Source organism: Spirosoma jeollabukense, assembly GCF_054777855.1.
In genome coordinates, this window is sequence record NZ_BAAHAD010000016.1 from 41,251 (window position 1) to 63,866 (window position 22,616).

The window sequence follows — 22,616 nt, forward strand, 5'->3', positions numbered from 1 at the left end:
ATCGTTGTCAGTATTCTCTCGTTAGTTACCAGCGAGACCGGCGCAATTTATCTGGCTGCACTACCTTTATGCCAGACCCACTAATATCAATGAGGCCATCCTGTTTGAACTCACTCAGGGTACGGATCAACGACTCGGTCGCCGTACCCACAACAGCCGCCAGATCATCGCGCGTGAGCTGAATCAGTCCGTGTGTTTGCTGCTCATGCAAACGCAGGAGCGCATCGGCTACCCGCCGACGTAGTGAGTTGTAGGCCATTCCAACCAATTGCTCTTCGCGTTCGCTTACGTGGCCAGCCAGGAGCTTAATAAACTGCTGACCTACGTCCTTATTGGCCAGCAGCAATTGTTTGAAATCTTCGTTTGGAATATAAATCAGTTCAGACGCTTCCAGCGATATAGCCGAGTCCGTATACGTAGCATTTTCCAGCAGGGCGAGGTAGCCGAAAAACTCACCGGCATTATACAACCCCGTTATCAACTCTTTTCCGTCTGCGTTGGCCCGAACGGTCTTGACTTTGCCGGATACCAGAAAATACAGCCGCGTTGGTTCATCACCTTCCGTATAGATAAATTGTTTTTTATGAACCAGATGCGTCTTCCGGTCAACCGATAAACTCGCCAAATTGCCAACCTGCCTGGCATCAGACAGAAACTGATTTAAGCCATCACGCTGCAAATCATAGTCCGGCTTTAAATGCTGAAATCGGTTGAGTCGGCCTTCAATGGCGCTTAACAGTTCACTTTCGTCGAAGGGTTTGGTCAGATAGTCATCAGCCCCCAGTTCCATACCTTTTCGAAAATCAGTACGTTCGGTTTTCGCCGTCAGGAAGATAAAAGGAATGCCTGCCAGCTGCGGATTTTTGTTGAATATGTGCAACACCCCGTATCCATCCAGCACGGGCATCATAATATCGCAGATAACCAGATCAGGACGCGTTTCCAGGGCTTTTTCAACACCGATTTTGCCATTTTCGGCCGTCAGAACGGTGTAGCCGGTTAGTTCCAGTATCTCGGCCGTGTTATCCCGGATCTCGTCGTTATCTTCAATCAAGAGGATGGTTTTCATAAGGTAGGGTTATAGTTACAGTTGTTCCCTGATTGAGTTCACTTTGAAGGGTCAGGGTTCCTCCCATCAAGTCGATGTAGCGGGAAACGATATGCAGCCCCAGGCCCGTGCCGGGAATGTTTGCTACGTTATGCGCTCTAAAGAATCGATCAAACAAATGTTCCTTATCTTCTTTCGAGATACCTATGCCCTGATCCTGAACGGATAGCACCAACTGGTCATTCGCACACATCCCCGTCACGGTCACGGTCGAGCCAGGCCCGGAATATTTTACGGCGTTTGAGAGCAGGTTGATCAGCACTTTACGCAAGAGGGACGGGTCGAGCCAGGCCGGTTCCGGGCAATCCATTCGGATTTGAATGGATTGAGCTGCCTTGAGCGCCCCGTTCATATCTGCCACAACGTCCTCAACCAGCTGAGTCACATCGACCATTAGCGGATGAGACTCGATTTTTCCCTCTTCCAGCCGGCCCACCGATAGAAACTCTTCCAGAATATCGTTCAATTGCTTCACCGACGAACGGATACGGTTGATGTGTTTCTGGCGTTTGTCCTGCTGATCACCGCCGGGGTATTTTTCAATCAGCGTAGCCGACGTTTGTACGGCTGTCAATGGGGTACGAAATTCATGCGAGGCCATCGACACGAAGCGGGACTTCAACTCGCCCAGTTCGCGCTCGGCGGCCAATGCCTTCGACAGTTCATCCTTGGAGCGTTCCAACTGATCGAGGGTGTTCATCAGGGCATGGGTGCGATCGGCCACTTTCTGTTCCAGGTCCGCGTTGAGCCGTTCAATATGCTCATTGCGGGCCAGCAGTTCCCGTTCAGCTTCTTTCTTGAAGGTAATGTCGATAATATAAGCGACCACGTGCAGCACTTCTTCAAGTCGAAAATAACTTAAGCTGATTTCAACCGGAAATATCGAGCCATCTTTCCGTTGCGCGTGTAGATCCCGGTTGTGTCCCATGGCCCGTACCTGCGGGTTCGCGTTGAACGAATGGCGAAGTTTTTCGTGGTAATGACTTATACCCGCCGGAACCAGTTGTTCAATAACCATCGACACCAATTCACCGGTCGCATAGCCAAACAACTGATCGGCCAGCTGATTGGTCGACAGGATACGGCCGTGCTGGTCGCAGACAATAATGCCTATGGTCGCGTTGGAGAAAATGGCCTCATAGCGACGAACGCTGTGGGCCAGTTCGCGTTCGGTCCGGTGCAGCCGCTCCAGGTTGGTGATACGTATCAACGACAGTGGACTGGCTTCTATGGTCGTAATGGTCAAACGTCCCCAGAACGTATCGCCACCGGATTGAATGAGTTCCATTTCTCCATCGTGATGACCCGCCTGAATCAGTTGAGCAATCGTCTGGGTTCGATCGTCGCTAGCCAACGGCTGGCTACGAAAAATAGGACTCGTCAAGTCAAGCAATTGCTGTTCGTCGGCATACCCCATCATCCGAACACCGGCCCGATTGATGCGGATGTACTTATCCTGTTGCGTATCGTATATCCCCAGGAAATCGGTATCCTGTTCAAACATCAGATTCATCAACACATTAGTAGACAGGCTGGTGAGCATAAAGTAAGTAACGGGCAAAGTGAAGAATCAGGAAGCGATTTTTACCGGCAATTTACACCATAACCTTCAGTAACGAACCAACTATCAGGGGCCTACATGACGAACGTCAGGTTGTTTGAATTATCAAATCCCCATTTTTACAACCATAATTACTAATTCTCAGCAACTAATTACGTACCGTAGGCCACCTGTCATGATGCCCGACTATTCCTACCCGATCCTGATCCCCGCCAAGTCGGCTGTGTTATTGATCTTTATGCCGCTGGATCGTCAGCGCCGGACATCGATAGTTGCCCTGGCAAACTCGCTGCAACAACAGTTGGGCAGTCGCGTTCGGGTACTGCGCATCGATGAAGCTAATCATCCCGACGTAGTACGCAGTTTTGACATTACCGCAACTCCCGCTTTTGTGCTGGTGCAGCAGGGTGTCGAATTGTGGCGGCAGGTAGGTACACCCAACGAAGAAATGCTTACGCAATTGTCCCAACAGCTACTCAATAGCTGACTAAAACCCGTTGTCTATCAGCAGGTAAAACCCATTTTGTAGAAATCACTGGCCTTACTTTAGCACCCCTGTTGTCCCGTGACAAAGGGGAATAGGTTGGTCCGATCGACCCGTATGCGGTGGTTGATATACGCCACGAAGCACGAGCAAAAGGCCTACTACGATCGTAAGCAGCGGCATCAGTTTCACAAACCGCTGACGTGAGTTCACAGGAAACAGCGTTGGAACGAGCCGAACGGCCAACAACGCTGGTACGGTACCAATCCCGAACAGCAGCATATACAACCCACTATGCAGGGCACTTCCTGTAACGACGGCGCCCGCCATAGCGACGTAGACAAAGCCGCAGGGCAACAGGCCGTTGAGAAATCCTAGGGCGCCAAAAGCCCGCCATGAAGGCTTCTGTAAAAAACTGGACATCGGCCCTACGACCCAACGTACTGAATTTCCGGTAGTCAAGCCACTAAACCGGCCCCGGATCAGTAGTACCCAAATGAGTAAAAATAACCCAGCCCCAATCGACAGTGGACGCTGCAATCCGATCAATAACAACCCCTGCCCTACACTGCCAATGGCGAGCCCCAACCCGGCGTAGGCGGTCAGGCGAGCCAGATGATACACGCCTATGGCCAGCCAGCGTTGGCTGGACGGCAATCGACCGATGGGTAAGGCCATGGCCAGCGGCCCGCACATACCTACGCAATGCAGACTGCCAACAAGCCCCGTTGTCAGGGCAGCAGCGATCCAGCCGAGACTCATAATTTGGTAAAGGTTTGCTCATGAAAATACGACTGCCCGCCCGCTGACCAGTTGAGCTGGGCCCGCCAGAGTCCTTTGCCTAGCCTGGCTGTCGAAACGCGTTGTTGGCCCGGTGAAAGGATAATCCGTTGATCCTCCTGGCGGTTGGACGGGCGGTAGAACGTCAGCGTGCCCTGCTGCCAGCCAACGGGCATGCGCAGGTCAAGTTCTTGCCGGACAGAATCAATACGTAGCGAAGGTGCCTGAGGCAAACGAGCCGTGCGGGCCAGCCGGTCGATGTGCTGCTGATAGGCGATTTCGTCCTGGTAGTAATCATCACGTACCAGATCGATGTGTTGCCGAGTCATTAAAAAGACCATAGTGCCGATGAACCCGGCAAACAGGATAAACACGAGTACAATTGATTTTCCCCAGTTCATACTACGTTATGGGTTTACAGGACCTAAAAAGCTCGTTTCTAGCTGATCAACGACGGTATCACCCGTCAGTACATCGATGGTCAACCTGGTTTTGTCGGATTGAATGGCTTTCTCGGGCAGTGTAATAAAAAACATGGTTTTGGTCAGTTCGCCGGGTTGGGTTTGGCTGAGTGGCTGCACAAATCGCAACGTAGCGTCGGGGCGGTTGAGCCGGAATCGGACAGGCAACGCCCGATACGTTTTATTGATCACCTCCACCGAATACAGGTTAGCGACCTGCCCATTGGCTTCGCGCTGAAACAGTTGCCCCGGTGCCCGTAGTATCGTTACGTCAAGTGATGGCCGACTGACAAGCAGGAATCCCAACACGCCTACGAGTACAACCAGCACACCGGTATAGGCCATAATTCGTTTCGTAAATCGAAAGGGTTTTCGGGTCTCGATTCCCTGTTGCGAATCCATCCGAATCAGACCCAATGGACGGTCAATTTTGATCATCACCTCGTCACAGGCATCCATGCAGGCGGTGCAGTTGATGCACTCCATCTGGGTTCCGTTACGTATATCGATGCCCGTCGGGCAAACGTGCACACAAAGTTTGCAATCAACACAATCGCCTTTTGGTGAGTGAAGAGTTAATAGTGAAGAATGAAGAGTAGTACTGCTATTTTTCACTTTTAATTCTTCATTCTTCACTTTTTTCCCGCGCGGTTCGCCCCGGATGTAGTCGTAGGCGACGATGAGCGAATTTTTATCCAGCAGTACGCTTTGTAATCGCCCATAGGGGCAAATAGTCGTGCAGACAATTTCGCGCATATAGGCGAATACACCGTAGAAAACACCGGTGAAAACAAGGATAGTCGTCAAGCCCCCCAGGTGTTGGGCCGGGTTAGCGGTGATTAAGGTTAACCACTGATCCCGACCTATGAGGTAGGCCAGAAATGTATTGCTGATAGCAAATGAGATCAGGAAAAACACGCCATGCTTTGCGGTCTTTTTAAGAACCTTTTCGGTCGTCCAGGGAGCGGCATCGAGTCGTTTTCGAGCGTTGTAATCGCCTTCGATCCAGCTTTCGATTTTACGAAAAACCATTTCCATAAAGATCGTTTGCGGACAGGCCCAGCCACAAAATACCCGCCCAAAAACCACCGTAAACAACGTAATGAACACAATGAACGTAATCAGACCGATAGCGACCAGGTAAAAATCCTGCGGCCAGAACGTTACGCCGAAAAAGATGAACCGGCGTTCCAATACGTTGAACAGAAACAGGGGATGCCCATCTACCCAGATGAATGGTCCGGCAAACAACCCCGCCAGCAGCCCAACCGCAATCACCGTACGCCATTTTGTGAACCGCCCCGACGTAGCACGCGGGTACAGCCACTGCCGCCCCCCGTTTTCGTTCTGATTCGGCAAGTGCGACCGAAAATAATCATCGGCCGGTGTTGTTACGTTGAGTTCGGTATTCATAGTTTTTTTCGTTACCGGACGGCTACCTTTTCGGTTTGGGCTGGTACGTTCGGCATTTCTTTGGTTCCCTGTGGGGCTTTCGCATCGGCGGGTTGGGTGCCTTGCAGCGACAGAATATAACTGGCTACCTGTTGCACCTGCAGGGGATTAAGCTGTTTTTTCCACGACATCATCCCCTTTTCAGGAACCCCTTCGGTAATGGTATGAAAGACCGCTTTTATTGTGCCGCCATGCAGCCAGTACTCATCCGTCAGGTTGGGGCCAACGCCCCCTTGTCCCTGCTGCCCGTGACAGGCGACGCAGCTTTGCAAAAACACTGCCTTTCCGGCCGCAAGCGCCTTTGGCTCTTTTACAAGGGAAACGGTATTTTCATTGATCGACCCAGCCACTTTTTTAATGTAAATCTCGCGCTGCTGATCGGCCATAGCCACTTCCTGGGTGTATTCGGCGGTTTGCAGATCGCCCACGTTGAAGACATGGAACACGAACAGGTAAACGACCCCGAACGCAATAGTGCTGTAAAACAGCCCCATGAACCAGGGCGGAGTTGGGTTATCAAGTTCCTCAATGCCATCGTAGGCGTGTTCCAGCATCAGTTCTTTCTCCTGACTGAGCGCGTGCAGTCCGGCGATACGTTGCCAGAACGTACGGGGATCGGCCCGTTTGGCAATGGGTTCCTGTCCAAGGGCTTTTCGCAGGATGAGCATCAGATACACCGCCACGAGCGCCACCACGATCATACCGACCAGCAGCAGTGTCGCCAGTAAAAGCAGCGCTAATTCCTCACCCGATTCAATCGCCCAGATCGATCTAACTGGATCACTCGATAAAAAGATTAAAAACAGATTCATGAGAGATAGCGTAGGTTAATCGGTGGAGGAATCATCGAGCGGCAGGCGGCTCATCTGGCCCATATGGTTTTTGTCGGCCAGCCACAGATACAGCCCAACCAGCACAAAAAAGAGGAAGAAGGTCAGAAATGAACCCACCATATAGAGGTCCGCCCCCGGAATTTTGGAAATAAATTGCTTGAACATGACTTTAAGGGAATGATGAATGATGAATTATAAATGATGTATGATAAGCTATGGATGTGTATTTATCATCGCACCGACGACCCGGCAATCATTCATCATTTATAATTCATCATTTATTTCTGTACCGTTTCCATTTTCTTAATATCCGTACCCAGTCGTTGCAGGTAGGCAATGAGGGCTACTATTTCGCGGTCGGGCTGAACCTTGATGCCGTCTTTGGCTAATTGGCTGCTGATGGTACCCGCCTGTTTTTGCAGGTCTTCAGTCGCAGACTGAATCGCTACGTCCTGGTAAGGAACACCCACTTTGCGAAGTGCTTTCAGCTTATCAGCCGTATTGGATACGTCCAGCTTTTGTTCCCGAAGCCAGGGATAAGGTGGCATAATTGAGCCGGGCGACATCGAACTGGGGTCCTGCATGTGGTGGTAATGCCAGGAGTCGGGGTATTTGCCGCCTTCTCGGTGGAGGTCAGGACCGGTCCGTTTACTACCCCACAAAAATGGGTGATCATACACGAACTCACCGGCTTTCGAGTACTCGCCATATCGCTCCGTTTCGGAGCGGAACGGACGTACCATCTGAGAGTGGCAGTTCACACAACCCTCCCGGATATAGAGGTCGCGGCCTTCGACTTCAAGGGCGGTATAAGGCTGCACCGCCGAAATGGTCGGTACGTTGCTATCCACCATGAACGTCGGCACCAGCTCAATCAGCGAACCGATCAAAATGACAACTAACGAGCCGACCAGCAGCGGGATAGGTTTGCGCTCGAACCAGCGGTGCCAGTACGTATCACTGCCTGTCGGTACATAAGCTTTGGGTAAGGCGGGGGCTTCGGCGGGTTCATTGGCGATCAATGTTCCGGCGGCCATCGTTTTGAAGAGATTATACCCCATCAGAATAGCACCAACCAGGTAGAGTACTCCGCCGATAGCCCGCATCCGGTGCATAGGCAGTAGTTGCAGCGTGGTTTCCAGGAAGTTACTATACCGTAGCGTACCTTCTGGCGTGAACTCCTTCCACATCATTCCCTGCGTGAAGCCCGAAATGTACATCGGCACCGCATAGAACAGAATACCTAACGTACCCAGCCAGAAGTGCGTATTCAGCAGTTTCTTCGAGAATAGGGGTGTATGGTACATTCTGGGAATGAGCCAGTACAGCATAGCGAACGTCAGAAATCCGTTCCAGCCCAGCGCCCCCACGTGAACGTGTGCCACAATCCAGTCGGTAAAATGGGCAATGGCATTTACGTTTTTGAGCGAGAGCAAAGGGCCTTCAAACGTTGCCATACCATAGGCAGTCAGGCCAACGACCATGAATTTCAAAATGGCATCTTCACGCACCTTATCCCAGGCACCCCGCAACGTCAGGAGACCATTGATCATCCCACCCCAGGACGGCGCAATGAGCATAATGGAGAACACTACCCCCAGCGACTGCGCCCAGTCGGGCAGCGAGCTGTATAGTAAATGGTGGGGACCAGCCCAGATATAAAGAAAAATCAAGGCCCAGAAGTGCAGAATCGAGAGTTTATAGGAGTACACGGGCCGATTGGCCATCTTGGGCAGGAAGTAATACATCATGCCCAGGTACGGCGTTGTCAGGAAGAAAGCCACTGCATTATGGCCATACCACCACTGCACCAGCGCATCCTGAACCCCGGCATAAAGCGAATAACTTTTGAGGAACGTAACCGGAATGGCCATCGAATTGATGATGTGCAGCACCGCAATGGTAACGAACATAGCGATGTAGAACCAGATCGCTACATACAAATGCCGCTCCCGGCGCTTGATGATCGTACCGAACATATTGATACCAAACACGACCCAGATCAACGTAATGGCAATGTCGATGGGCCATTCGAGTTCGGCGTATTCTTTCGAGGTTGTTAGCCCGAGTGGTAACGTAGCCACGGCCGAGAGGATAATTAGCTGCCAGCCCCAGAAGTGAAGTTTGCTGAGCAGGTCCGAGAACATCCGGGCTTTGCAGAGCCGTTGCAGCGAATAGTAGACGCCCATGAATATGGCGTTGCCCACAAAGGCGAAAATCACCGCGTTGGTGTGCAGGGGCCGGATACGTCCGAACGTCGTGTACTGGTTACCGAGGTTGGCCGCTGGCGCAAACAACTGCGTGGCTGCAATCACCCCGACGAGCATTCCTATGATCCCCCAAATGATGGTGGCCACCGCAAAATTACGGACGGTGGTATTGTCGTAGGCGAATCGATCGATAACGGGTCGCTGGCCCGGTGGCGGTTGCCCGATAGCCGCCCGGTCGGGCGAAATGATGAGGGGCGGTTGGTTCGTGCTAACGTTCATACAGCAGTAGTAGAAGTTTTCGAGGAAATATGAGGTCTTGATTCAGCAGGAGTTACCTGATTGGATAATTCGTCGGGCGGGTTGTCGTCGAGTAGCATGCGGAGCGAAGGCGTAAAAAGATCATCCTGCTGCCCGGTACGCATCGACCAGATAAAAGCGCCCAGGAATCCGAGTGCCATCAGTAGGCTGATTCCAATCATAAAAAAGAGTATAGACATTCCCAGTGGCGTTTGACAAGCCAAAAGTGCGGTAAATCTGGCGGGCAATGAATGAGCTTCGTCAGGGTGTTAGCTGAGTTCTATCAGGCGATCAACCGGGTTAACAAAACTCAGGTGATACATTGAGGACAGTCAGGAACGGGACAAGTCAGGCCACCTACTTTTACGGCAATTCACTTTAATGCGTTAAATGGCCCACGCCACTTGTGGGCTCTTTTTAAATGATCATTCTCGCTTTCTTCCTTGCGCACTGGTATTTCTCAGTGCTGATGCAGACATTATTTCTTCACCGCTATGCTGCCCACCAGATGTTCACCATGAGCAAAGGCTGGGAAAAATTCTTTTACGTACTGACGTTCATTGGACAGGGGTCGTCGTTTCTGAGTCCGCGCGCCTACGGCATTATGCACCGGTTGCACCACGCCCATGCCGACACGGAGTTCGATCCCCATTCGCCCCAGTATTCCAGGAACCTGTTCGATATGATGTGGAAGACCCGGCTCTTTTATAGCGACATCAAGAACAATCGGGACTCGGTTCCGGCGAAGTTCAAAAAGGGCGTGCCCAACTGGGAATGGATGGAGCGCTTCGGTAGCCGCTGGCCGGTCAGGATAGCGTGGGGAACACTTTATACCCTGTTTTACATCCAGTTTGCTACGTCGCCCTGGTTATTTCTGCTGCTACCGGTGCAGTTTCTGATGGGACCAATCCACGGAGCTATCATCAACTGGTACGCCCACCGTTACGGGTATACGAACTTCGAGGTAGACGACACCGCCAAAAATCTGCTACCATTTGATTTTCTGATGATGGGCGAATCGTATCACAACAATCACCACAAATACGGTGGGCGGGCCAACTTCGGCGGCTTCCGCTGGCACGAGTTCGACCCGGCTTACCCGATTCTGAAGATGCTTAATACCCTGAAAATCGTGAAGCTCCGCGTAGGCCGCGACGAAGCGTATATGTAAACGTCCATGCAAAATCGGTTGCTACCATACCCTAAAATAGGTGCCCTGAGCTGTAAAATAGACGAACGACAAAACGCAGTACGAGATTACCTATTGGGTGGGTGTAGCACTGCTTCGCTAACAGGGAAAGATTCTCACGAAAAGGCTCCTGCTGATAGACAGCCTGGTTAACAACCAATAAATCAGTCGTTTACCAGGGTTAAAACATAAGAAATCACGTAGCAAATCAGGGCCACCAACACACCCACAAAGGGAATAGTAAACCAGTATTTTTCGGCTAGCCAACCGTAAAAGCCGATTGTAAGGACTGTCATAAAGAAAAAGAAGGGATCGGATTGAACCTGGCCAAAGTAGCGAAGTGCTAAATAGAAATTAAGCAATCCAATAAATAACAGCCCGCTACTGTGACTGGCATTAAAGCCAATCCACGCCTTCCACATATTTATGGCTGGACTCAGCATAGGGGATGAGGCTTTCATCTGCTCAATCATCTGCTCATTTCCTGACGAAAACGCAGTGGTAAAAAAAGTTAAATACAAATGAATACTACCTAAGGTAGCAATGATCAACGAGCCCGTCATCCAGAAGTATTTTGACAGCATAGGTTTTAGGTTTTGACCAAAAATAGGGTTTATCAATTAACACTTCCCGACTTGAGCAAGAAACTCAATCGGCCCAGGGACGTACTGTCGAAAATTTACGGTTTGATGTATTATACTGGGGTACTTGCTGAATGAACGGCAAGTGCTCCCTCCTACTGGTCAGGCTGATCGACTAATCCAGACGAATCTACTTGCGTAGTTGCTAGCGTCAAATAAGCCTCCCATTTGAGAAAAAATGACAGCCTGGAAGAAAGAGTAAATTTTTTGAAAAATTATGCGTCAAATTTCGCTTTCTGAAAACAATTTCTGCTGGAAGTCGTTTTTATATCTGTAATCGCTGCTCGACGGGGATGCTGTGAAAAGCACCTGATTTTAAATAATAACTGCTCGAGTAAGCGGCAAAAAAGCCAGGTGACCTCTCGTCGTCTGGCTTTTTTGTTTATCGCCTGGCAACCCAACTCACTAGAAAGCAAATGAGGCCTTTCAGGAGACAATGCTCTTGATTAGTCTCTTTTACGTATCGACAAAATTTTAATTCGGTTTGTCAATTGAGCGCAGGAATCAGGACTCAGTTTTTCGTATCGTATCCATACTGGAACAGGCTCGCTGGAATTACCTTCATAAGCCACCGGCACCGAATTAGTCGCCAAATAAGTATCTGCATTGATAACGGTTACTAGCCCTCCACTCCCACAGGACTTGCCCCAGTTATCAATGTAAAGATATCCTTTTGTGGTAGCGGCTACCTCCCCTGGCTCAACTCCTGATCCGTTGCATCCTACCAGTAAACAAAACAATAATAGAGTAGCCGGTTTACTATTCATAACAGAAGTCTTTTCGATAAGACCTGTAATGCTATCCATTGGTTGGCATGTATGAACCCATAGTTGTTGATACGTCTAAGAATAGATGTTCCTGAAAGCGCTCCTTTCTGATACAAACGATAGGTAAGCTATGTGCTCATAATACGTTGTTGGGTTGAGACTATCTGGAATTACTAAGGGAGTATGTGCCTATTCGGTAACCAACGAGTTGTTAAAACTTCTTAACGGCTTACAACCTAGCTACACCTAGCCGCGTCTAGAGGATAAAAACCTCGTATGAGCCACTTCCTTGCCCTCTATCTTTTTCTGAATGCCTTCAGCTTAGTCAGATGCCTGCCTGACAGTATGCAGGACAAAGGCAATCAAAAAGACTACACACTCTATCATAACACCATTGCTACGGCTCATACTCATATCACTCACCATGACTATCAAGAGGCCTTAGATTTATATCGGCACGTGTTCGATACGTATGAGTTTATCTTTTCAAGGGAGTACAAAGTGGCCACTCAACTGGCGCTAAAAACGGGCCAAAAGCGGCAGGCGTTTACGTATTTACGGAGAGCAATAGCCACCGGATGGACGCTCAGGCAGATAAAGAAAAATGTCCTGGTTCGTACGCTTCAAAGCGAGCCCGAATGGCGATTGGTCGAACAGCAATACGACTCGTTAAGAGCCCTCTATCAAAACGGCGGGAATCAACAGGTTCGAAATCACCTTGAAAAGATGTTCAGGAAGGACCAGCGAAAGGCCCTGCTGGCGCTATTTACGTTTGGCGCTAAAGGACAGGAACGCTACGCCGAAAAACGATTTGCTCCTCATAGTGAACAGCAAGTAGCTAAATTAAACAAGATTATCGACGCGTACGGATATCCCGGTGAAAAACTCATTCACAATGGGTATTGGGCTTCAGTCATATTGAGTCATCACAATTCAATCAGCAAACGATATGCGCTGAACGACACGTTGTATGCGCGCATAAAACCCAAGCTCGTACAAGCCCTTAAGTCAGGGGCGATGTCACCCTACGAATTTGCCATGATTGATGATTGGTACGTAGCAGTCAAGAGTGACCGTCAAGAAACGCACTTCGGCTACTTGAGTCAGTCATTGACCAGCCAAGCCAGGAAGCAAGTAAATCAGTCAAGGCAAGAGATCGGGCTAAGTAGCATAGAGACAATCGGTTTGTTAGCTGATATACAGCAGCAGACGGGTATCAACTTTTACTTTCCATCCAACCTGGTCAAGCGAATAAATACCGTTGATTAGAAGATCATGTCCCAGCGGACTTTCTGTTTTCCGCCAACCAATAGAAACGTTACGAATCCAAGTAGAAAGACGCTGGCAAGAGCCAACCAACAGATAGTCGAACTGGGCTTTTCGGTCAACGGCAACTGAACAGGCTGCTCAACAGGCATTGCGGGTGTTCCGAGCGGGAAATCGGGCCAATTCCTGTAACTTAAAAATTGAGTTAACGTATTGAGCTCGGTCAGGGAAGGGCGGACGCCCTTGTAGTCTACTTTACCCTGAATTCGCTAAATCCCTATTGCCTGTTTCGGCTCTGAGCGAGCCTGTATGGGATGAACACGAGCAATTTTTACCAATCAGGCTCTCAGGCGCATACCAACCGTAGCAATCAGCACCATTGTTGCTGAACTCAGTGGCATGAGCACCGCAGCCACGACCGGCGAGAGGTGACCTGTAGCGGCAAATGACAGCCCCACCAGGTTATACAGCAGCGACACACCAAAGCTGAACTGGATGAGCCGCATGGCAAACCGGCTATACTGCAGCAAATCAGGTAGATCACGTAGCGATCGGCTTTCCAGAATCGCGTCGCTGGCGGGTGTGAACTGGAGTGTATCATCCGTCACGGCCAGACCCACATCGGCTTGTTTCAAAGCACCCGCATCGTTCAGTCCATCGCCGATCATCAGAACTTTCTGACCACTACGTTGCAATGCCCGAATAAAATTGAGTTTGTCTTCGGGCTGGCAATCAAACGTCATCGCATCATCGTCAAACCAGGTTTGCAAGTTATCGCGGGTAGCGGCTGTATCGCCAGACAAAAGGTAGAGCTGTTTGCCTTGTTCTCGCAGAGTCGTCAGCATATCCGCCAGCCCGTCGCGCAGGTGGGCGGCCAATTGAAACCGTCCCCGGTACGTTCCGCCGATACTCAGGTGGACAGTTGAGCCACCTGGCTCGGCAACCCCGCCAACAAAAGCCGCATTGCCTATTTTTACTACGTAATCATCCACTACCCCAATCACACCCTGACCGGGTAGTTCCGTAAAATTCTCTACGGCCATGGGCAACCCGTCGGCCAAATACTGGCTTAGTCGGCGGCTCAATGGGTGCGCCGACTGATTGACTACGGCTCGAACCATGCTCCGCTCAATGGGGGATAGCGGACGCTCAAACGATTCGGTTACCGACTTCGGGGCCGGTGTGGTCAGCGTGCCGGTTTTGTCAAAAACGACCGTATGGCAGCGGGAAAGTTGCTCAATCACGGTAGCGTTTTTGAGATAAAACCCGCGTTTACTCAATAGCCGCAAGCCATGTCCCAATGCCACCGGATAGGACAGCGAGAGCACGCAGGGGCAGGCCACAATCAGTACAGCCGTAAACGCATTCACCGCCGTAGCAGGCTGACCAGCCCATACGTACCAGTAGGTGCCAATTAGAGTGGCCAGCGTCAGTACAGTCAGGGTAAAATAGGTCCCCACGGCATCAGCAAAGGTTCGCGTTTGACTCGACTGGTCTTTTTTAAACGCGTCGTTATTCCAGAGTTGGGTGAGGTAGCTTTGTGATACGTCGCGCACGATTTCGAGGTCGATGCTGCCGCCCATCTGTCGCCCGCCTGCGTAGAGCAATGCGGCCGGCTCCTTACATTCCAGCGCCGATTCACCCGTCACAAACGAATAATCAAGTAGTCCATCGCCCCGATACAACAAGCCATCGGCCGGAATCAAATCGCCGTGACGAACCCGAATACGGTCCCCTTTCTGCAAATCAGCTACTGGTACAGATGTTTCGACTTCGCCCGTAAGACGCTGGACAGCCAGCGGGAAATACGATTTATAATCGCGCTCGAAAGACAGAAAATCGTAGGTACGCTCCTGAAACCATTTTCCACATAACAGAAAGAATATCAACCCACTAACTGAATCGTAATACCCTGCGCCACCCAATACCAGGACTTCATATGTACCCCGAAAATAGGCAACCAGAATTCCCAGTAAAATTGGAAAATCGATGTTAATGAGCCTACCACGAACGTGACGGCGAAGGCTTTTCCAGACCGACGCGAAGTAGCCTGAGCCTGAATAAAACACAACGGGCGTGGCCAGCAGCAAATTTAGCAGGCCAAATACATGTTTAAACTTTGGATCATCCAGGCCCAGGTATTCGGGAAAACTGAAAAGCATGATATTTCCCGCGCAAAACCCTGCCACGGCCAGCCGGTACAGCAGGGGTCGGTACGTAGGTTTCTGCTGCTGCTTCACAACGTCGTTGAGACTGATAAGCGGCTCATAGCCCAGCGAGGTGAGTAGTTCGGCCACCTGACGTAACGAGATCTGGGCTGGATTGATTACCAGATGTACCTGCTTTTTCAGGAAGTCGACGCGGGTTTGCTGCACGCCCGGCTCCATACGGTAGAGGTGTTCCAGGAGCCACAAACAGGATGAACAGTGAATGGCGGGTACATAAAACGTGACGTGCGCTACGTTGTCATTTTGAAAATCGATCAGTTGAGCCGCAATGGCGGGATTGTCCAGAAAGGCTAAATGATCGAGTTCAGCCGTACGGCCCGGCATGGAGTTGCCCGGCATGGACTTGCCCGGCGTTGAATTCAGGTCGTAGTACTGGCAGAGCTGGTGTTCGCTCAAAACCTGATAAACGGTCTGGCAACCCGAGCAGCAAAACGGCTTATCGTCAAAAAAAATAGGGTTCGTATCGGTAGCACAGGTACTGCCGCAGTGATAGCAGACGGTTTTCGTTGACTGAGCGGTGGTCATCGTGGCGGGTATTTCCCTCAAAATTGGCGCTGGTCAATTGAACATTGGCTGATATAAATCAGATTGTTGGCTGATTTTGGTTGGTGTTGCGCCGAGCGTACGTAGTGAACTTTGAGCAGCCTGATTCATTCCTTAAATGGGTCAGATTTGGCCCATGACTGATTCACTGATCGCTAAGTATAACGTAGCCGCCCCCCGCTATACCAGCTACCCAACTGTCCCTTTCTGGAACACTGATGCCTTTAACCGACTCGGCTGGCAACGGCGCCTGACCACCGCCTTTGCCGAAACTAACTACGCGAGCGGCATCAGCCTGTATATTCACATGCCCTACTGCGAGAGCCTGTGTACATTTTGCGGCTGCAACAAACGCATCACCCGCAACCACGGCGTCGAACAACCGTACATCGATACGTTGCTGGCTGAGTGGGCGATGTATTGCGACTGGCTCCCGGAGCGCCCCCGCATTGCGGAGTTACACCTGGGTGGTGGAACGCCCAGCTTTTTTTCGCCGGATCAGCTCCGGCGCTTACTGGATGGTCTTTTTCAGTGGGCCGATCCGGCGGACGATCCTGATTATGGCTGGGAAGGGCACCCCAACAACACGACGAAAGAACATCTGCAAACGTTGTACGACTTTGGCTTTCGCCGGGTTAGCTTCGGGGTGCAGGATTACGACCCCGCCGTTCAGCTTGCCATTCATCGCCACCAGCCCTTTACCAACGTAAAGCGCGTTACCGAACAGGCGCGGGCAATCGGGTATACCTCTATCAGCCACGATCTGGTATTTGGGTTGCCGTTTCAGCGACCCGAATCCATTCGAAAGACCATAGCCAAAACCCTGACGCTTCGTCCCGACCGGATTTCGTTTTACTCTTACGCGCATGTCCCCTGGATGAAGGGAAATGGCCAGCGCGGCTTCCGGGATGAAGACCTGCCAACTGGCGAAGTTAAACGCGAACTCTACGAACTGGGTCGTGATTTGCTACAGGCGGGTGGCTATACAGAGATCGGTATGGATCATTTTGCCCTGCCGCACGATCCGCTCTACAAGGCCATGCAGTCGGGCCGGTTGCACCGTAACTTTATGGGGTACACAACTACCCAGACCGGCGTATTACTGGGCCTTGGTGTGTCAGCGATCAGCGACGTAGGAACAGCCTTTATGCAGAACGAAAAAGACGTTGATACGTATCAACAGCGCATCTTGCTGGGTGAACTTCCCATCCAGAAAGGCCATTTATTAAGCGAAGAAGACAGGGGAATCCGCAGGATAATCCTGGACATAATGTGTCAATTCAAAACCAGTTGGAAGGTGGACGACTGGAGCGATGCTGAATGGGACGTATTGAGCCAGAAGCTCGACGAGTTCCGCCTGGATGGTCTGCTGGATTACGACGAAACGAGCCTGTGGGTTCGGCCCGAAGGGCGTCCGTTCCTACGGAATATCTGCATGGCCTTTGATCGACATTTGGCCCGTAGCCAACGTACCGAACGACTGTTTTCACAAACCGTCTGATGCGCTCAACACCCCTCCTGTTCCTCTTTTATTAGTAGATAACCTGCATGAGCGGCCCCCTGATGAGCTGTCGGTTGTCATGCCGGTTGCCCTTAATAAGCAGCAGGTCTTTAGGCGCAATCAGCTCATCCTGGCTGAAATTGTCGATGGCCAACAGGTATTCTTTTTCATTCTGACCAACAATAGCTTCGATACCGTCTTTCTCCGCTACAGATTGATAATCCGGATGGTCCACCATGCCAGCTAAAAACGGCTGTTGGCGATACAGCATTATAGTGCTGGTTGGCTGCGATACCATTTAGCCATAGTGCAGCTCGAAACCGAAGTAGCTACCGGGGCCGTCATTATCGCCATCCACTTATTTACTGCGCCCGGTATACGTATTCGTTTGCCAGCATCAATGCCTCATGACACAGTTGTCGATCAGCGAAATAGTTTGCTATTTTATCAGGCGTTGATTGACAAGAAAATTCCGGCCAGTCTCCCTATATTTCCACAAGGTGGCTATGCCCGGCGAAATAATCCGGGATCAACGCAACAATGGACAATCGTATGCGAAACCTGGCTATGAAAAATGACGCGGCTTCTCGATGCCAGATAGAATGCAGGAACAACCCACTTCATTAATTGACTAAAACTCTATGAATCAACGTATTGCTTTACTGCTTATTCTCGGTTTAAGGATACCCGCAACTTATGGTCAACTAAAACCAACTGGCGGCCGGGACACGTCGTTTACAGTTCAGGGATCATACCTGCGCGAGAAGAAATACCATCCCGACATCACATTGGCCGATTCAACATTGCCAGTCGGCGTACGTATTGATAAAGCGATTACGTACAGTATACCCAACTCAGGAAGAAACCTCCAGTTGGATGTCTACGCTCGACCAGCCGCTTCCGGAAAAACTCGTCCGGCAATTGTCATGATTCACGGTGGCGGCTGGCGGTCGGGCGATCGGTCGCACAACAACACGCTGGCGGCTCAACTGGCGGCCAACGGATTTGTGGCCATTCCGGTCGAATACCGGTTATCGACGGAGGCTTTGTATCCAGCCGCCGTGCATGACGTCAAAGCAGCTATTCGCTGGGTTCGGGCGAATGCAGGGAAATATGCTGTTGACCCAACCCAAATTGCGGTACTGGGTTTTTCGGCGGGTGGACAGTTGGCCGCGTTGGTAGGCACCACGAACGGACAGTCAACTTTTGAAGGAACAGGAGACAACGCACGGCATTCGAGCGCCGTTCAGGCCATTGTTGATATTGATGGCGTGCTGGCCTTTATTCATCCGGAATCGGGGGAGGGCGATGATTCAAAGTCGACGTCAGCCGCTACGTATTGGTTTGGCTACTCCAAGACGCAACGGCCCGATTTATGGCAGGAAGCCTCAGCCCTTAACCACATCGATAAACATACACCCCCGATTTTATTTCTGAACAGTTCCGTAGATCGTATGCATGGCGGGCGCGACGATCTGATAAAAAAACTGAACAATCTGGGGATCTATTCAGATGTGCATACCTTTCCCGATGCACCTCATACGTTCATGTTTTTCAACCCCTGGTTTACCCCAACCCTGACATACATAACTAATTTTCTGAACCGGGTATTCCTCACAAAATAAATAGCGAAACATGCCGATAAGCCTACGGCTAACATAAATCGTGTCTATTTCCGGTCCGTTATTTTCACGCATGAACTCATCAACACGGGCAACTAACCCATCCATATGATTGACCAGCTTGTGAAGTAACTTTGCAAGACCTTTTATAGTGGTAGTACTTATGAATGATTCGTTGCTTGGCTTAAGGCAGCTTGTTGAGGCAATCCATTCACTTCCGGAGCCGGGGTGGGCCGAATTCTCCAGCATTTGGCGACCGTTTTCGGCAAAGCGAAAGGAAATCCTGACGGCAGCAGGCGAACAGGAAAGCTATCTGTACTTTGTTCTGGAGGGCGTACAACACGTTTATTATTTCGATGAGCAAAATCGGGAAGCGACCCTGGTCTTTTCCTACGGGCCTTCTTTTGGGGGTGTCCTCGATTCGTTCATGCTACAGCAGCCTTCCCGGTATTATTACGAAACGTTAACGCCTTCCCGTTTTCTACGGGCTTCCTTCCGGGACCTGGAAGCGGTTATGAGACGTAACCCTACGGTAGAAACCGTGGTTCGGCTGGGCATTACCGGGGCCTTGTCGGGCGTGCTGGAACGGGTAGTGGAACTACAATGCTATTCCTCCACCGATAAGTTTACCCAACTGCTCCGGCGCAGTCCGCACATCCTGCAGCTAGTCCCCCATAAATATTTAGCCAATTACATTGGCGTTGACCCGACTAATTTTAGTAAGCTCATGAACACCATCAAGCCCTGAAATCTTGGTAAATACCAATAATTGATCAGAAGATGAGGCCCACTTTTGTGCTGTAACTAATGATCAGAAACATGCAAACACACATCATCTTTAAACGGGCCGCCCAGGGCTTCATTCTCCTATCCGCTCTAGCGCTGCTGTCCGTTAGCCTTATGGCCTTTTCCAATCCACAATCGGTAATGAATCTGGTGCAGGTGAAGCTCACCAATACCGACGCGTTCAGCTCAATTCGGGGTGTTTACGGGGGCGTGGGCCTTACTTTATTTATCAGCCTACTCTACCTGATGGTCCGAGAGATACAGAAAGGGCTGATTTTTCTAAGTTTACTATGGGGTTTTTATGCGCTTTCGCGGACCATTACGGTAGTTGTTGAAGGGCCTCTGGGCGCGTTTGGTCAACAATGGCTGGTCATTGAGACCCTTTTCTTTTTCATTGCCCTAGCGCTCCTGAGTGTAACCCGAAAAGCGACGGCTTCGTCGGTCAATCGTCCCCATGAAGTCCATTAACAAAGCAGCCTGGCTAGCTGCCCTTGAACAACAGGTGGAAGGGCATATTCAGCAGGCTGTGGAGCGTTTTCAGAATATGGACGAAACCACCCTCAGCCAACCGTCCCAAAGCGGTGGGTGGAGTATCGCTCAATGTTTAGACCATTTAAACAGCTACGGACACTACTATTTACCCCGCCTAAAACAAGGGTTGATTACGCAACTGGATAAGCCGGTTACCGATTCAGTTGATAGTTCCTGGCTGGGTAACTTTTTAACCCGGTTGATGGACCCCAAAACGGGCAAACAGAAGTTCAGGGCCATCAAACGGCATCAGCCCACCGAGGCTTGGCCTGCTCACCAGGTAGTCGCTGAATTTATTGACCAGCAGGAACAACTGCTGGAGGTGCTGAGACAGGCGGAGAAAGTGAATATCAACGGTGTTCAGATACCGTTGTCGATTGCCCCCTGGCTTCACTTGCCAGTAGGTGATATTCTGCACTTTATGGTCGTTCATACCGAACGGCATATGCTACAGGCAAACCGAAACCTGGCATCGGTATGAGTAATACGCAGTCTGGGTTACCATACTGGCCCGTAGCTCGCAACTTTACATAAAAAAAGTACATACTCACTAAGGGTATTTCTCCGCAAACTCGACTTAGGCGTATACCTGTAACCCTGAATCAGCTATTTGCCGATGCACCAGCCTCTGTTTCAGCCCTTGGATGAGCCTGCCAGCCTTATCCATCCACTCAGACCTACTGTTTCTACACGTATGGAGAATGATCCGGACTGGCAACTTCAACAGGTATGGGCGACCAATCCACAGGAAGCTTGTGAAGTTCTGTTTCGCAAATACTACGTGGCTTTATGCAGCCACGCCAGCCGGTTTGTCTATTCAAAAGAAGTTGCTGAAGATATTGTCTCGGAAGTCTTTTACCTGTTTTATAAGGAAGAACTGTATAAGAACGTCAAAAGCTCATACAAAGCTTATCTCATGCAGGCTGTCCGCTACCGGGCTTACGATTACATCCGCTGGGAACTCAGCAAATCCCGACGCGGAACGGACCTCGACTGGGCAACTATTGTTGACCGTGACCCGTCACCTTCGGAGATTGTCCAGTACGATGAGCTGTACCGGAGCATTGAACTCGCTATTGATCAACTGCCCTCGCAAACCAAACGGGTATTTCTGCTGAGCCGATTTGAGGGACGCAAGTACCAGGAGATCGCTGGTGAACTCGCCATCAGTGTAAAAACCGTAGAATCGCACATGAGCAAGGCCCTGTCGCTGCTTCGTCAGGCACTTCGGCCCATGTGGATATGGGTAGTACTTGCCAGCCTGGTACGTTTCTGACCTTATCATACAAGTATCTCACCATGCAAAAAAGACGTAAATCCACTTTGAGATGAATCAAGTCACGAAAGCGCTTTTGCTTGATTATCACGCCGGTAGGGTAACGGCGCTGCAACGTAAGCTCATCGAAGATTGGTTACAAGATGCCCGTAACCGATCCACTTATTACGAAACCCTGATTGAGTGGGAATCCACCCATCCGCAATACGTAGCCGATGTAACGACTGGCCTGGATCGCTTCCGGCGTCGGTTGACAGGCTCGCAGCCGACAGCAACAACCCTCATTCCCGACGAGGACGTATCGGTTAAACCACTCTTCTCCCGCTTTCGGGCAAGCTGGCTGGCCGCTGCCTGCGTGTCCATGCTACTGCTGGGCGGTTGGCTGTTTCGCACGTCCATTTTGTATAAAACCTATACGACCCACAGCGGGCAGCTTCAAAAGCTCGTTTTGCCCGATGGCAGCCGGGTTGTTCTGAATGCCAACTCGGCACTTCGGCTGTCCCGATTCGGATGGCTGAGTGACAACTCGCAACGGGATGTTTTTTTAACGGGTGAGGCTGAGTTCACTGTAAGACACCTGACAGATCATCGCCGGTTTGTTGTGCATACCAACCGGCAGCTCGATATCGAAGTGCTGGGCACTGAGTTTGTCGTGCTGGCCCGCCAGCGGGCGACCCGGGTCGTGCTCATACGCGGAAAAGTGAAGCTGCATTATCAGCCGGGCCAGCAGTCCGAAAAAACGTTAACCATGCGCCCTGGACAAAAGGTAACGCTCAATAACCGCAAACAGGCGCTGGAGCTAACCAATTCATCCCGCCCCAACGACTTCAGCGCCTGGAAGAATCGGCAGTATGTTTTCCATGATACGCCCTTAACCGAAATCGGTCAGATGATTCAGGACGATTTCGGGCTTAAGGTCATCATCAAAGAGCCGTCGCTGGCCGAACGGCAGGTTTCGGGCACCTACAACGTAACGCATGTGGACGAACTTCTGAGTGCATTGGAAGAACTTCTATCCATCCGAATAACCCGCCAGCGGGATCGAATCATCTTCTCTCAACTGAATAAATAACTGTTCCT

The 22,616-nt window shown here is 50.7% G+C and carries 23 protein-coding genes; 11 read left to right on the forward strand and 12 right to left on the reverse strand.

Features of this window, described 5'->3' with window-relative positions; genetic code table 11:
• Window positions 1–25: 25 nt before the first annotated feature.
• Together ACYVEA_RS31925 and ACYVEA_RS31930 are read right to left on the reverse strand one after the other, a co-directional pair.
• Window positions 26–1,069, reverse strand: a complete 1,044-nt coding sequence (locus ACYVEA_RS31925; protein WP_461117430.1) for a response regulator — start codon at window positions 1,067–1,069, stop codon at window positions 26–28.
• Window positions 1,047–2,651: a sensor histidine kinase gene (locus ACYVEA_RS31930; protein WP_461117431.1), complete on the reverse strand. Its 1,605-nt coding sequence runs from the start codon at window positions 2,649–2,651 to the stop codon at window positions 1,047–1,049. The genes ACYVEA_RS31925 and ACYVEA_RS31930 overlap by 23 nt, the downstream gene beginning before the upstream one ends.
• A gap of 193 nt (window positions 2,652–2,844) precedes the next feature.
• Here ACYVEA_RS31930 and ACYVEA_RS31935 point away from each other — a divergent pair, with 193 nt between their 5' ends.
• A complete protein-coding gene (locus tag ACYVEA_RS31935) occupies window positions 2,845–3,156 on the forward strand; it encodes a thioredoxin family protein (protein ID WP_461117432.1) in 312 nt (103 codons plus the stop codon).
• Window positions 3,157–3,210: 54 nt separating this feature from the next.
• Here the strand turns inward: ACYVEA_RS31935 and ACYVEA_RS31940 are convergent, their stop codons facing one another.
• From ACYVEA_RS31940 to ccoS, 7 genes are all read right to left on the reverse strand, one after another.
• Window positions 3,211–3,915, reverse strand: coding sequence for a sulfite exporter TauE/SafE family protein (locus tag ACYVEA_RS31940; protein WP_461117433.1), 705 nt, complete (start codon window positions 3,913–3,915; stop codon window positions 3,211–3,213).
• Window positions 3,912–4,334, reverse strand: a complete 423-nt coding sequence (locus ACYVEA_RS31945; protein WP_461117434.1) for a FixH family protein — start codon at window positions 4,332–4,334, stop codon at window positions 3,912–3,914. The genes ACYVEA_RS31940 and ACYVEA_RS31945 overlap by 4 nt, the downstream gene beginning before the upstream one ends.
• A 6-nt stretch (window positions 4,335–4,340) precedes the next feature.
• Window positions 4,341–5,807 carry a cytochrome c oxidase accessory protein CcoG gene (ccoG, locus tag ACYVEA_RS31950; protein WP_461117435.1) on the reverse strand — a complete coding sequence of 489 codons (1,467 nt, stop codon included), beginning with the start codon at window positions 5,805–5,807 and terminating at the stop codon, window positions 4,341–4,343.
• 11 nt (window positions 5,808–5,818) lie between these two features.
• The gene (locus ACYVEA_RS31955) at window positions 5,819–6,658 is read right to left on the reverse strand and encodes a cbb3-type cytochrome c oxidase N-terminal domain-containing protein (RefSeq protein WP_461117436.1); all 840 of its coding nucleotides are present in this window, start codon (window positions 6,656–6,658) and stop codon (window positions 5,819–5,821) included.
• Window positions 6,659–6,673: 15 nt separating this feature from the next.
• Window positions 6,674–6,844 carry a hypothetical protein gene (locus ACYVEA_RS31960; protein ID WP_461117437.1) on the reverse strand — a complete coding sequence of 57 codons (171 nt, stop codon included), beginning with the start codon at window positions 6,842–6,844 and terminating at the stop codon, window positions 6,674–6,676.
• A 113-nt stretch (window positions 6,845–6,957) separates the two neighbouring features.
• Complete coding sequence (gene ccoN / locus ACYVEA_RS31965; protein ID WP_461117438.1) at window positions 6,958–9,168, reverse strand: cytochrome-c oxidase, cbb3-type subunit I; 2,211 nt, start codon at window positions 9,166–9,168, stop codon at window positions 6,958–6,960.
• Entirely contained in the window at window positions 9,165–9,386 is a 222-nt protein-coding gene (gene ccoS, locus ACYVEA_RS31970; protein WP_461117439.1) for a cbb3-type cytochrome oxidase assembly protein CcoS, read from the reverse strand. The genes ccoN and ccoS overlap by 4 nt, the downstream gene beginning before the upstream one ends.
• A 221-nt stretch (window positions 9,387–9,607) precedes the next feature.
• Here ccoS and ACYVEA_RS31975 point away from each other — a divergent pair, with 221 nt between their 5' ends.
• On the forward strand, window positions 9,608–10,357 hold the full coding sequence (locus ACYVEA_RS31975; protein WP_461117440.1) for an acyl-CoA desaturase: 750 nt from the start codon (window positions 9,608–9,610) through the stop codon (window positions 10,355–10,357).
• A 182-nt stretch (window positions 10,358–10,539) separates the two neighbouring features.
• On the opposite strand, the gene ACYVEA_RS31980 is transcribed toward ACYVEA_RS31975, so the two are convergent.
• Window positions 10,540–10,959: an LIC_13387 family protein gene (locus tag ACYVEA_RS31980; RefSeq protein WP_461117441.1), complete on the reverse strand. Its 420-nt coding sequence runs from the start codon at window positions 10,957–10,959 to the stop codon at window positions 10,540–10,542.
• A gap of 1,100 nt (window positions 10,960–12,059) precedes the next feature.
• Between ACYVEA_RS31980 and ACYVEA_RS31985 the strand changes: the two genes are divergently transcribed.
• On the forward strand, window positions 12,060–13,052 hold the full coding sequence (locus ACYVEA_RS31985) for a hypothetical protein (protein ID WP_461117442.1): 993 nt from the start codon (window positions 12,060–12,062) through the stop codon (window positions 13,050–13,052).
• A gap of 335 nt (window positions 13,053–13,387) precedes the next feature.
• Here the strand turns inward: ACYVEA_RS31985 and ACYVEA_RS31990 are convergent, their stop codons facing one another.
• A complete protein-coding gene (locus tag ACYVEA_RS31990; RefSeq protein ID WP_461117443.1) occupies window positions 13,388–15,802 on the reverse strand; it encodes a heavy metal translocating P-type ATPase in 2,415 nt (804 codons plus the stop codon).
• A gap of 154 nt (window positions 15,803–15,956) precedes the next feature.
• Here ACYVEA_RS31990 and hemN point away from each other — a divergent pair, with 154 nt between their 5' ends.
• Window positions 15,957–17,321: an oxygen-independent coproporphyrinogen III oxidase gene (gene hemN, locus ACYVEA_RS31995; protein ID WP_461117444.1), complete on the forward strand. Its 1,365-nt coding sequence runs from the start codon at window positions 15,957–15,959 to the stop codon at window positions 17,319–17,321.
• A 31-nt stretch (window positions 17,322–17,352) separates the two neighbouring features.
• Here the strand turns inward: hemN and ACYVEA_RS32000 are convergent, their stop codons facing one another.
• Window positions 17,353–17,592 (reverse strand): hypothetical protein, encoded by a 240-nt coding sequence (locus tag ACYVEA_RS32000; RefSeq protein ID WP_461117445.1) that lies wholly within the window; start codon window positions 17,590–17,592, stop codon window positions 17,353–17,355.
• A 36-nt stretch (window positions 17,593–17,628) separates the two neighbouring features.
• On the opposite strand from ACYVEA_RS32000, the gene ACYVEA_RS32005 reads away from it, so the two are divergent.
• The 7 genes from ACYVEA_RS32005 (at window position 17,629) to ACYVEA_RS32035 (ending at window position 22,608) form a co-directional block, all read left to right on the forward strand.
• Window positions 17,629–17,892: a hypothetical protein gene (locus ACYVEA_RS32005; RefSeq protein ID WP_461117446.1), complete on the forward strand. Its 264-nt coding sequence runs from the start codon at window positions 17,629–17,631 to the stop codon at window positions 17,890–17,892.
• Between the two features lie 70 nt (window positions 17,893–17,962).
• A complete protein-coding gene (locus ACYVEA_RS32010; RefSeq protein WP_461117447.1) occupies window positions 17,963–18,946 on the forward strand; it encodes an alpha/beta fold hydrolase in 984 nt (327 codons plus the stop codon).
• Between the two features lie 160 nt (window positions 18,947–19,106).
• The gene (locus ACYVEA_RS32015) at window positions 19,107–19,691 is read left to right on the forward strand and encodes a Crp/Fnr family transcriptional regulator (RefSeq protein WP_461117448.1); all 585 of its coding nucleotides are present in this window, start codon (window positions 19,107–19,109) and stop codon (window positions 19,689–19,691) included.
• 71 nt (window positions 19,692–19,762) lie between these two features.
• Complete coding sequence (locus tag ACYVEA_RS32020; protein WP_461117449.1) at window positions 19,763–20,197, forward strand: DUF4345 domain-containing protein; 435 nt, start codon at window positions 19,763–19,765, stop codon at window positions 20,195–20,197.
• Window positions 20,184–20,741, forward strand: a complete 558-nt coding sequence (locus tag ACYVEA_RS32025) for a DinB family protein (RefSeq protein ID WP_461117450.1) — start codon at window positions 20,184–20,186, stop codon at window positions 20,739–20,741. Before ACYVEA_RS32020 ends, ACYVEA_RS32025 begins: the two co-directional genes overlap by 14 nt.
• Before the next feature lie 135 nt (window positions 20,742–20,876).
• Complete coding sequence (locus ACYVEA_RS32030; protein ID WP_461117451.1) at window positions 20,877–21,536, forward strand: RNA polymerase sigma-70 factor; 660 nt, start codon at window positions 20,877–20,879, stop codon at window positions 21,534–21,536.
• 52 nt (window positions 21,537–21,588) lie between these two features.
• The gene (locus tag ACYVEA_RS32035; protein WP_461117452.1) at window positions 21,589–22,608 is read left to right on the forward strand and encodes a FecR family protein; all 1,020 of its coding nucleotides are present in this window, start codon (window positions 21,589–21,591) and stop codon (window positions 22,606–22,608) included.
• Window positions 22,609–22,616: the final 8 nt, after the last annotated feature.